The sequence below is a fragment of the Catenovulum maritimum genome, from assembly GCF_001050375.1.
GTDB lineage: Bacteria > Pseudomonadota > Gammaproteobacteria > Enterobacterales > Alteromonadaceae > Catenovulum > Catenovulum maritimum.
Genome location: NZ_KQ130493.1, coordinates 2,948 through 15,528, shown reverse-complemented (window position 1 = coordinate 15,528; position 12,581 = coordinate 2,948). Strand labels below are relative to the sequence as shown.

5 protein-coding genes and 2 tRNA genes are annotated in these 12,581 nt (G+C 38.4%); 2 read left to right on the top strand and 5 right to left on the bottom strand.

Annotated features, from left to right (window positions below; all coding sequences use genetic code 11):
- Nucleotides 1–63 precede the first annotated feature (63 nt).
- The 5 genes from XM47_RS12120 to XM47_RS12100 form a co-directional block, all read right to left on the bottom strand.
- On the bottom strand, nucleotides 64–4,902 hold the full coding sequence (locus XM47_RS12120) for an NAD-glutamate dehydrogenase (RefSeq protein ID WP_048692853.1): 4,839 nt from the start codon (nucleotides 4,900–4,902) through the stop codon (nucleotides 64–66).
- 85 nt (nucleotides 4,903–4,987) lie between these two features.
- Complete coding sequence (locus tag XM47_RS12115; RefSeq protein WP_048692850.1) at nucleotides 4,988–7,303, bottom strand: efflux RND transporter permease subunit; 2,316 nt, start codon at nucleotides 7,301–7,303, stop codon at nucleotides 4,988–4,990.
- 4 nt (nucleotides 7,304–7,307) lie between these two features.
- Nucleotides 7,308–8,354, bottom strand: coding sequence for a WD40/YVTN/BNR-like repeat-containing protein (locus tag XM47_RS12110; RefSeq protein WP_048692848.1), 1,047 nt, complete (start codon nucleotides 8,352–8,354; stop codon nucleotides 7,308–7,310).
- A gap of 16 nt (nucleotides 8,355–8,370) precedes the next feature.
- Nucleotides 8,371–9,735 (bottom strand): DUF1329 domain-containing protein, encoded by a 1,365-nt coding sequence (locus XM47_RS12105; RefSeq protein ID WP_172656531.1) that lies wholly within the window; start codon nucleotides 9,733–9,735, stop codon nucleotides 8,371–8,373.
- Nucleotides 9,736–9,759: 24 nt separating this feature from the next.
- Nucleotides 9,760–11,877: a DUF1302 domain-containing protein gene (locus XM47_RS12100; protein ID WP_048692840.1), complete on the bottom strand. Its 2,118-nt coding sequence runs from the start codon at nucleotides 11,875–11,877 to the stop codon at nucleotides 9,760–9,762.
- Nucleotides 11,878–12,247: 370 nt separating this feature from the next.
- On the opposite strand from XM47_RS12100, the gene XM47_RS12095 reads away from it, so the two are divergent.
- Both XM47_RS12095 and XM47_RS12090 read left to right on the top strand, forming a co-directional pair.
- Nucleotides 12,248–12,324, top strand: a tRNA-Met gene (locus XM47_RS12095).
- 176 nt (nucleotides 12,325–12,500) lie between these two features.
- A tRNA-Met gene (locus XM47_RS12090) sits at nucleotides 12,501–12,577 on the top strand.
- Nucleotides 12,578–12,581 lie beyond the last annotated feature (4 nt).

The window sequence follows — 12,581 nt, the reverse complement described above, 5'->3', positions numbered from 1 at the left end:
CACGAGGCTTCATAATAACTAAGCCGGGAAATTTCGATTTTCCGGCTAAAATTTATGAAAGATTTAGCTCATTGTATCGCAATGATGGCTTAACAGCATCAATTCACGTAACGCAACTGAAAATTTTGCAAATTCATGGCTTCTAGTCGCTTTAAAGTCTGCCAGCATATGACGCCATCTATCCAAAATTTCACTGTGCTGTTCTGCCCAGGATTTTAGCATATCATTAGCATTACAGTGGTCTGTACAGCTACGTAAAATAACGGCGGCTAAAGACCTTTGCTGCCAATCAAGCTCCTCTCTAAAAGCCGCTCTGGCAAGTGCCTGCCAATGATTAGCTACGGGTTGCTTATTAATTTGATCCAAGAACCAATGAAGCTCCATGTAGGAACCAAGTTTGTAATAAACATCCGAAACTAAAGCCAGTGGTCGTTGACTCTCTTCGATCACTTGGGCTATATCCATCACAGAAAATAGCGTACTTATATAAGATAAGCGTTTAGCAAAATCGGCATCTACACCTGCAGAGCTTAATTTTTCTGCATTTTGAATTAACTTAGCATGCTCATCTTCAACTAGATATTTATCTAAATTTTCACTTAATTCATCAAACACAGGTTTATAAAAATCAACCGATTCACGTATAGTTTTAAGCTTAGAGCGATGGCGTAAAAACCAGCGAGTCGCGCGCCTAACCGTACGGCGAAGCTGGAATAAAGCTTCCGATTGAATTTCCGCACTCACTAAATTATCCCAGCTTTCAATTTTTTTCCAAAGCTGAGGCAGCTCAAAAATTTCTTTCGCTATGGTATAACAAATCGCGACTTCTGATGCGTTCGCGCCCGTCTCTTCTGACATTCGGTGAACGAAATTTAGCCCCATATCATTAATGATTTCATTCGCGACTTGAGTGGCAATTATCTCAGATTTCAACGGGTGTTGCTGCATTGCTTTACTAAATTTCTGTTTTAACACTTTAGGGAAATAATCTAACAAAGACTGAGCTAGATGTGGCTCTTGAGTAATTTCAGGTGTATTAAACTGCTCTTTTAAAACCATTTTGGCATAAGCAATCAGTACTGATAATTCTGGTTGTGTTAAGCCTTTACCTGCAGCTTGGCGCTCAGCCAAATCATCATCAGATGGTAAAAACTCAAGCTCCCTATCCAAATAACCAGATTTTTCCAAACCATGAATAAAACGAGTTTGCTCTTTAAGCTGGTCTCTTATTTTAGACTGAGTAACAGATAAAGAATGTGTTTGGCGGTAGCAATCTTTAAGCACAATCTCAGACACTTCAGCTGTCATGCTATAAAGTAATTCGTTGCGTTTTTTTAAGGTTAGTTCGCCATCTGCAACTAGGGTATTCAGTAAAATTTTAATGTTAACTTCTTTATCCGAACAATCAACACCACCGACATTGTCGATAAAGTCAGTATTTACCCGACAACCTTTTTTGGCTGCTTCAATCCGTCCTAATTGAGTGCAACCTAAATTGCCACCCTCACCAATAATTTTAAAGTTAGCCTGATTACCATTAATTCTAACGCTATCATTTGCTCTATCACCAACATCGCTGTGACTCTCTTTGCTTGACTTAATATAAGTCCCTATACCGCCATTCCATAATAAATCCGCTTTCATCTGTAGAATGCAATGAATTAACTCGCTTGGCGCCATTGAATCTTTATCTGTATCCAATAAGGCCTTAATTTCTTTTGTCAGTTTGATTGATTTGGCTGAACGTTCAAATAAACCACCGCCCTTAGAAATTAATTTTTGATCGTACTCAGCCCAACCCGAGACCGAATCAAACAATTTTTTTCGCTCGACATAAGTTTTTGCTGCATCAGGATTTGGATCAATAAAAATGTGCATGTGATTAAATGCTGCAACCAAGCAAGTATGCTCAGATAACAACATACCATTACCAAATACATCCCCTGCCATATCCCCAACTGCGACACAGGTAAAATCAGTTGTTTGGCAATTGATGCCAATTTCACGAAAATGACGTTTAACCGATTCCCAAGCACCGCGTGCGGTAATGCCCATTTTTTTATGGTCATAACCAACACTTCCGCCTGAAGCAAAAGCATCGCCCAGCCAAAAATCATATTCTTCTGAAATTGAATTTGCGATATCAGAAAAAGTCGCCGTACCTTTATCGGCGGCCACAACTAAGTAAGGGTCATCGTCATCATGCCTAACGACTTGTTTAGGTGGTAATATTTCCCCTTTAACAATATTATCTGTGACATCTAGCAGAGCACGAATAAATATTCGATAACATGCTTGTCCTTCTTCAAAAAAAGCTTGTCGGCCACCGGATTCTGGTAACTTCTTACAAACAAAACCACCTTTAGCGCCAACTGGTACTATCACAGTATTTTTAACTTGCTGCGCCTTAACTAGGCCTAATACTTCGGTTCTAAAATCTTCTCTTCGGTCTGACCAACGCAACCCGCCTCGAGCGACTTTGCCACCACGCAAGTGCACACCTTCCACTCTAGGTGAATAAACAAATATTTCAAAATGCGGTACAGGTTTTGGAATATCAGGAATTGAAGAAGGCGTTAACTTAAACGATATATAACTTTTAGGTGAACCATTATCTGCAGCTTGATAAAAATTGGTTCTTAGAGTGGCGCAAATCATATCAACATAACGTCTTATAATTCGGTCGTCATCTAAATTGGCCACATTATCCAATGCCGCCTCTATGCCACTGAGTAACTCTTGCTGTTGAGGTAATTCAAAGTCTGTTTCTGGGCAAAAACGACAGACAAAAAGTTGAATCAATTGTTTCGCGATATCTGGATATTTAGCAAACGTGTCTTCAATGTAACTCTGACTGAAACTAGTCCCGATTTGCCTCATATATTTAGCGTACGAGCGTAAAATAGCAGATTCACGCCCTGAAACATTTGCTTGAAGCACTAGACGATTAAAACCATCATCCTCTAGTTCGCCAGCCCAGACCTGTTGAAATGCTTGTTGGAAGATTTCTCTACTGGTTTCTAAATCGATACCAATCCCGGAGCGCATCTGCATTGAAAAATCTAAAATCCAATTTACATGACCATCATTTGCAGTCACTTTATAGGGTCTTTCGTCGATTACTCTTAAGCCAAAATTTTCAAGCATAGGTAACACATCTGACAAATGAATAGGTTCGTCACGATGAAACAGCTTTAACCTAACCTGAGCACTGTCTTTTTCAGCTTCTTGCGGGCGATAAAAAATCATGCCTAATCTATTTTTATCAGACAAACTTTCAAGTTTGGCAATATCAACTAAAGCAGAAGACGGTAATTCAGTCTCTTTATAGCTACGGGAAAATGCATTCTCGTATTTTTGACTAATGGCTTTGCCTTTTTCTTCTCCGTAGTGCGACATTAAGCAGCGTTCAAACTTATCTTCCCAGGTTTTACTTAACTCAATCATATTGTTTTGAATACTATGCTCATCAATATCAAAATTGTTATTTTTTACTCGAACCATATAGTGCGTTCTCGCTAAACTAGATTCAGATAAATAAGTATTAAACTCTACCGCTTCACTGCTGTTTAAATGGCGTTGGAATAAAGCTTGTGTCGCTTTGCGTAATTGGGTGTTGTATTTGTCTCTCGGTACGTATGCCATACACGAAAAATACCGCCCAAAAATATCTTTACGGATAAATAATTTGGCAACACCGCGCTCTTGCATTTGCATTATGCCAAGTGAAATTTGCTGAATCTCATCTTCTTTAGCATGCAAGATTTCTTCTCTAGGGTAAGTTTCTAAAATATTAACTATGGCTTTATAAGCATGAGAGCTTGTCTGGAAACCCGTTTGGCCAAGTACCCGTTTAATTTTGTGCTGCACCAGTGGAATATCCAGCGCACTGTCGTTATAAAAATCAGATGAGTACAAACCAATAAACCTATGCTCACCTATAACTTTACCTTTGCTGTCGAATTTTTTAATCCCGACATAATCCATATAAGCCGAACGATGAACGACCGACTTAGAATTAGTTTTAGTCAATATCATTAAATTTTGACTTAGCGCCTCTGCTTTTGCTGAGCTAGGTAGCTCAGATAGCAGACGAGTGTCACTCCCTTTTGACGCTTTCATTAGTCCTAAGCTAGATGCTTGAACACGACTGAGTTTATAGCCACCAGAAACAGCAGCTAAGTCATATTCTCTATACCCCATAAAGGTATATTTGTCTTTAATTAGCCAATTTAAATAAGCTTTGGCTTCTGATATTTGGCTACTTTCAATTTTGTCTGGCAGTGAGTCTAATTCTTTAATAATAGATTTACACTTATCAACCATAGCCTTCCAATCTTCAACCGCCAATGTCACTTGGTCGATGACGGCACAAATACTACGCTTAATTTTGGCTAAATCTTGCTCGCATGATTGTCTGTCTATTTCTATCATAAACACAGCGGTGCGATGCGCTTTACTCGCTTGGCCATTTTGTGAAATCTGAGAAATCTTTTTAGACTTATCATGCTCAAGACGAATACTTTGATGAAGTAGCCAGTGGGACGTGATATTTAAATGAGTAAATGCCAAGCGAATAGAATCGACTAAAAACGGAATATCTGCTGTGACGATTTCTACCACAGTGTGATTAGACTGCCATCCATTATTTGCAAGGCCTGGATTAAATACATTGATAATTGGGTGAGCATTATCATAATCGTTTAAGGTATGCCAAAGGCTAACAACTGCACCGTACAAATCACTATCGTTTCTGTCGGTCAGATCTTCTCTGGATATATCTCTGTATATCAACCGAGATAATTGATTAACTAAATCAACATGCTTACTGTCGATTTTAGAATTTATTAATTTTTCTACGTTTTCTAAAAGTACTGATGGGCTATTCTTTAGCTGGGTCATCTATGGCCGCCTTTGACTGATGATCAATTAGTATAAGATTAGCTTAAGTACAAGAAAATATTAAATATTTTTTACAATAATTTAACTATTTACGCCACCAAAACAATCTACACAAGGCAGGTAACACAATTATTGCGGCTAACATGTTCACAACAAACATAAAGGTTAACAATATGCCCATATCTAATTGGAATTTTAGCGCTGAGAAAAACCAAGTGCTCACACCTATAGCTAAAGTTAAACCGGTGAATATCACAGCACTACCACGTTCGATTAAAGCCGATTTAAACGCGTTATTTAATGACTCGCCTTGCCTTAAATAAATAGCTAAGCTTGAGACAATATAAATCCCGTAATCAACCCCAATCCCTACACCTAATGCAATGACAGGTAAGGTATAAACAGTTAGGCCTATTTCAAACTGTGCCATTAGAGCTTGGGCTAAAGTAGACACAACAAATAGGGGTAGAATAACGGCAATCGTTGCTTTGATTGATTTAAAACTAATTAAACATAAAACAAAGACTGCACTATAGACATATATCATCATAGGAATTTGGGCTTGAGCAACCGCTTGATTCGTCGCAGCCATAACCCCAACAGGTCCAGAAGCTAATTTAAATTTAAGCTCGTCGGATTCATAATCCGCCTGATTCGTTTCGATTAACTGAATGATACTATCTATGGTTTCAGCTTTATGATCTTTTAAAAATAAGATAATCGGCATAGCGCTGCAATCTGTATTCAGTAAACCCGAACTTGTCGGTACTCGACTGACAGATTGAGCTAAACTTCTGCTGTCTTGCGGTATAACTCGCCACTTTAGATTACCTTCGTTATAACCCGAGGTTATTATTTTGGCGATACTCGCTAAACTGACGCTCGATTGAACTGAGTCATGCTTGGACAATAACCATTGGAACTGATCAATACGGTTCATAATTTCAAACGAAGTACAGCCATCCGCTTTAGTTTCGGCAATCACTGAGAGTACATCAACGCCTATTTCATAGTGATTAACAATAGAAAATGTATCTTGATTATATTGGGAATGCTCATGCAGCACGGGGGCACCTGAATGTAAGTCACCAATTTTGAGTTCTTGAGCTCCTTTTAATCCCAAACCAAATATGATGAAAGATGCAATTACAATTCCGACAGCCACCTTAGGTTGGCAGAAACATAATAGTTTTTGCCAGATTTTTTCGACCCAAACATCTTGCTGCTGTATGGCGAGCTTTGCCTTGTCACTCGTCTTAATATTTAAAAATGAAATCGCTACCGGTAATAAAATAAGATTGGTTAAAATGACAACACCAACCCCTATTGAAGCAGCAATTGCTAGCTCTTGGATAATACCAATATCTATACTTAAGATAGTTAAAAAACCAATACAATCAGAAACAAGCGCGATAAAGCCGGGTAAAAAGAGTTGTTTAAAGCCTATTTCTGCCGCTTGCTTAGAGCTTTTCCCTTGATGTACTTGCTTATTAATAACGTTAAGCATTTGGACACCATGGCTAACACCTATTGCAAAAATCAGGAAAGGTAACAAAATAGACATAGGATCTATGCCATAGCCCAGCGTTTTTAAAATGCCAATTTTCCAGATCATAGCAATAACAGAGCATAAAATCGGAAACAACATTAAACGAAAAGAACGGCAAAATAAGTAAACTAAACCCGCCGTGATCAGAATTGCAATCGCAAAGAATACCGCAACGTCTTTCGCCCCTGCAGCAACATCACCAACTATTTTAGCAAAGCCAATGATGTGGATAGAGTAAAGGTCACTTTGGTATTTACCTCTGATGTCTTGCTCTAGTTTGTTAGCGATTAATATAGGATCAATCGGTTGACCTGAGATAGGGTTAAGCTCTAACAGGACTGCTGTTAACATAGCGCACTGGCTATTATTAGAAACCAACTTACCCACCTGACCAGCTTTATCTACATTCCGTTTTACCCTCTGTAAACTGGCAGGTGAGTTATCAAAATCAGAAGAAACCACTGGCCCACCCGCAAAACCATCTTCAACAATTTCAGTAAATCTGACAGAAGGTGAATATAACGAAGTGACTTGAGATCGATCGACGCCCTCAATAAAAAATAGTTGATCATGAATTTGTTTTAATTGAGTAAAAAATTCAGCTTGGTATATTTCACCCGACTGATTACAAACAGAGATTAAAACCCGATTAGCCCCACCAAATTCATCCGCATATTTAAGGTAAGTTTGCATGTAACTATGCTGTAAAGGGATGTTTTTAGTGAAACCTGCATCCAGTTTTATTTGGCTGGCTTGATATGCAAAAAATACAGTGAGAATTAAAAATTTGGTAAGCACCAAATATCTATGACGAAAAATTATTTTTTGTAGAAAGTCGATAAACTGATTCATTTAATCAAGGTTCACTCTTGGCTCGATTAACCAAACTAATCCCTAAATCTCCGGTTAATAAAAGATATTTTTCCGCTACCGTAATGGATGCGATATTGTCTTGTTGGCTGAGTTTTTTATCTCCAATATGAAGCTTAGCGTTAGCACTCACCCCATCCCAAATCCAAACGTGACTGCTATTTCCCACTAGGTAAATTTGGTTTTGTGTTAGGTCGATTGTGATTCTGTTAATGTTAACTGGCTGACTCAGGTTTATTTGTCGTGACTCGATAAAAGTCAAATTATGCCAATCAATATCAATTTCAAAGATATGTCCCCTTAACCCAGAAACAATCAGTTTTTCATAATAAATAGCCGCATCAAATAAGGAACCTGAATAAACATCTGGCAAGCGTTGCCAACTACTCCCTTTATCTCGGCTGACAGCAACTAATCCCATTTCGCCGACTAAAATTAATGTATCGCCATGAGAAATAATTTGATTTAAGTGCGGTTGCAGCGCGGCCAGTTCTTGCTGAAAAAACTCAGGTTCTGACATTTTAAGATCTTTAAGATATAACTGATCATCTTCAATCAGGAATCCGAGTTTCACTTCTTTTTGCCATGTTTTACCGCCATCTAGTGTTCGATAAAACAAACCATAAGCCCCTATCGCAATACCTTCGTTTGGAGTTAAAAAGATAATATCAAGAAACGGCGAATGGCTGTTGGCTTGAAAATTTATTGACCAAGTGTTTCCTGCATCTGTACTTCTCAAAATAGTTGAGTTATGACCTACCGCCCAATAAGTATCTTCGGTTCTAGTAATACTGGTTAGCGTAAAAGAAGTTGGTGTTTCAATCTCAGTTTGGTTTGTTTGCGCTATGCCTTGAGATGTTTCCTTTAACTGATAACTAACAACAATGCCTCTTTCCCCGACAGCAAGATATTGTCCTGAGTTAACCTGAATCATATCCAAGATTAATGGCTTATATTTAGCACTCGCATGAGCACTAAATATAAGTGAGACGACCAAGCCAACAACAAACCCAGATATGCGCCTAAAATGCATTTACAATCTTCTCTAATTACCTAAGACCACTTCGTCTTAACGCCTGCGGTGTAAAGTCACTTTCTTTTAACTGCACACCGAAATCATACATTTTTTCATTATTGTCTAAACCCAGTGCTAAATAGCGTCTTGAGTTTAAATCATGATAAACATCCATAGTGGTCCAAAGTGTTGGTACTTCATAATAATTAATGGCATGCATCATATTGACCCGATAAAGCTGATCTCGGCTATCGTATGCATCCACTAATGCGATCTGCCAGCTATCTTCATCTATATAAAAAACTCTCTTTTTATAAATGTGACGTTTATCAGATTTAAGCTGAGCTTCAACCACCCACACTCTATGCTTTTCAAAACGCGTCATTTCAGGATTTAAATGGCCAGTATGCAAAATATCAGCATAATCCACCCCTTCTGCATGCAACTTATAAGCATTGTAAGGAATATAAATTTCTTTTTTACCTTTTAACGTCCAATCGTAATAGCTTGGAGAGCCGTTAAACATATCAAAATCATCTGTGGTTCTTAATCCATCAGACGCTGTACCTGGTGCATCATAAGCAATATTTGGCGCTTTACGTACCCTTCTTTGGCCTGTGTTGTAAGTCCAAGCTTGCCTAGGCTGCTTAATTTGATTGAGCGTTTCGTGCACTAATAGTGCCGTACCTTTTAACCGTGCTGGCGAAGTAACCTGCTGTTTAAAGTAATTTAAAATATTATCTTCAGTTAATTGTTGAGCCGTCACATCTGGTTGGGCATATTTAAAGATAATTTCTTCATCAAAACCAATAACAGTATAATCACCAGATGAAGTAGGCGCAGCTTGCCCACCCCAGCGAGCCATTTGCTCACCGCGATAACGCAAAATATGATTCCAAATAACTTCTAAACCATTTGCAGGAATAGGAAATGGTATGCCTAAAATTGCATTAGAAACCGCATTACCATCATCAACCAACTCTGCACTCGTTGCATTTTTAATTGTCGCTTGATATACCGAATCGGGAACAGATGCCGTTCTGTAGGTTTTATAAACTGGCATTTTAAAGGTCTGAGGATAGGTTTTTAATAAGCTAATTTGACCTTCCGTTAAATTAGCTTGGTAAGCTTGATAATTATTTATATCAATCGTAAATAACGGGCTTTGCGCTTGAAATGGTATTGGGTGATGATCGCCTTTGCTATAACCAGCAGGGGCTTTTGTAACCCCACCAGTCCAACTCGGGATAGAACCATCTTGATTCGCAGCTTTTTCAGCACCTAATGGGGTTAAATTATTACCGAGTTGAGCAGCCTGTTCTGCCGTGACTTTTGCATAGGCCTGTCCACTTAATATGCTCAGAGCTAAGCTTGCAATCAATGTTTTTTGTGTGAAAATTTTTCTATATGTCATAACTAAACCCTACAACGAATATTTAATACTGAAAGTGACATAATCACGATCTTCAAACACATTTGAGTTACCTACGCCATCCCAAAAAACGTTGTAGCCAAAATCAAAAGAAATACTGTTTAGATAATCAAAATTTAAGTTAATGGCCGCTGACTTTCTGTCTTCGACGAATAGATACATAGGATCAGGCGTTGTACCGTTTACATCATGAGAGAACACGATTCTTGGGTTAAAGTTAACACCAGAGAAGATATTATTGTAAGTCAGCTTAATCAATGCTTTATAACCCCAAGCAGACTCACTCGGGAATTGAGTTGTTTCAGCACCGTTCGATAAGGCTTTTTGAAATAGTTCGCCTTGTGGTAAAACGCCGCCTCTGGCTGTGCCTGGACCATTTAAACGCATCACATCTGAATCAGGCATATCCAAAATTTGTACAACACCTGCTTCAACTAATACTGCAATTGAGTCTGCACCTAATTTAGGTCCAAATAATTGAGTGATACTTGCCTGCGCTTGCACTGTATCCGATAAAATATAACCTTTAGCTGTACCGCCAGATGCAACGCCTTTAATCTGTGATAGCTCGTTAAACTCAGGCCGTAAATTTGCATTTGCCAACTGATTCGGCATACCTGCATAAATCAGCTCAACATCATCAACTTGTAATGGCTCATCTTGACGGTAAGCTATTTCACCTGCAATCGCCGTTTCGTTTAAGCTAGTATTAAAACTTAAACCATATAGTTTAATATCTTCAACATACTCTAAATAACCAGTGGTGAATGCACCTAAATTATAAATGTTATCTGGGGTAATATCGTTCGCTAAAATGTAGCCTACATCTGCTGCAATACTTGGGATTTCGAAATTAGACGCTGTTCCTGAAATGACAGGGCGACGACTATGATAATTTAAGTAATACAGGCCAAATTCACTATCATTCAAATCAGCTGAATAAATCGTTAATTTTAAACCATATTGACCACTGTCTTTAGGGATAACGTCTTGACTGCTTTTAGCTCGTAAAGACGTTTTTGTACCATAGGTAAAATATGGCGCTGTAATTTGATAGAAACCCTGAGCAAGTTGCGCTTGCTCTTGAGCTGAAGAGGCAGTTGCTAACTGAGCTAAAATACCCTGCATAGTCGCCGCATTTTCAGCTAAAGACGCTTTAACCCAAGTATTTATCTCATTACTGACATACTCGGCGTTCATATCTGGGTGTTGGGTAAAACCAATTTGAATATTATTTTGGTATCCACCGTCACCAGCAAAATCATTGGTAGAAAAATAACTACCTGGCGCTGGCAAAATTGTTTTTTGCCAATCATATTGATAAAACATATCAAGCGACACATTTTCGGTTAAACCAATCGAAGTCCATAACATACCAACAGGAATGAAAGCTTCTTTTAACTCGGCACCTGGTGCTTTGAGTCGAGCGATATCAACTGGGTTGATGGCATTAATTCCGTGCGAAATTAATGAACTTTCTCCCCAGCTCACAACTTGATCACCTAAGCGAACTGAAACAGGTGTATCGCCAAAATTGAAATTACCGTACAAAAAAGCATCTAGCACTCTAAAATCTTGACAGACTCTGGCTTTAGCTTCTGGATCTTTACATAGATCGTAAGTTTTACCGGTTAATGGATTTTGCCAACCTTTGTGATTATTCGCAGCTTGGTCATAAAAATACATAAAACGACTAAAAAATCCCCAATCGCCCGCATTAATATCGAGCTCATGTGTGCCTGAGATAATTTTAGAAAATGCATCTCCAGCATCATAATTAAGATTCGACAAATCGCCATTGGCAGAGTAAGACCCCTGTTGTGCCCACACTTCAGAATTCGAGTAACGGATTAAGCTAGGGATCACTGCATTGTACTTATTAGGGCCATCAACCCAGAGCAATTCTGGATTATTGTTTTTACCAACCAAATTTTGATCTCGACTTTCAACCCTGTAACTCGCACCAGCAGTAAAAGAAGAATCGAAATTAATCGTGAAATCACCAAGCTCAAACTCAGCTGCATGGGCCAAACTCATACTAGAACTAGTGACGACAGAAGCTAGCAGTATAAAACCTTTGTTAGTAATGCCTTGACGAAAACAAAACATAGACTCTCCAACTCAATCAAAAATAACCTTCCATAAACACGATTTAATTTAATGGTCAAAATCAAACTAAATTTAAACCTTCCCTATTTAATACATAAAAATATAGACGCAGAATAAAATTATGTATATTTTTTACATAATTAAAACAAACATCAAGAAAATTAACTTCAATTTATAATTAAATGTAGGCTATGCTTATTTTGTGAATAAAAGGTTAATTACGACAGCAAAACTTATCATTTTATCAGCGTTCAAGCCTGTTCTGGTCATTAATTGTGCATACAGAAATTCTTTTTCGTAATATCCTTGCAATAATTAAAAATTTATATAGTATGCACGGCCATCAGAGGGGATAACCCTAAAGCATTGTCGCGGGATGGAGCAGTCTGGTAGCTCGTCGGGCTCATAACCCGAAGGTCGTTGGTTCAAATCCGGCTCCCGCAACCACTTTTAAGTTGTACTTGATATTAAGTTATAGTAATCGCCCTCGGGCTCGCTTCTAATATCACGAAGGCAGTTAGTTAAATCTAACTCCTGAAATAATTTACTCTAAATTACTGATATAAGTAATTGATTAGATAGGAAATCTAATCCACCAGCATATGGAACTAGCGACGAATTGTCGCGGGATGGAGCAGTCTGGTAGCTCGTCGGGCTCATAACCCGAAGGTCGTTGGTTCAAATCCGGCTCCCGCAACCACTTT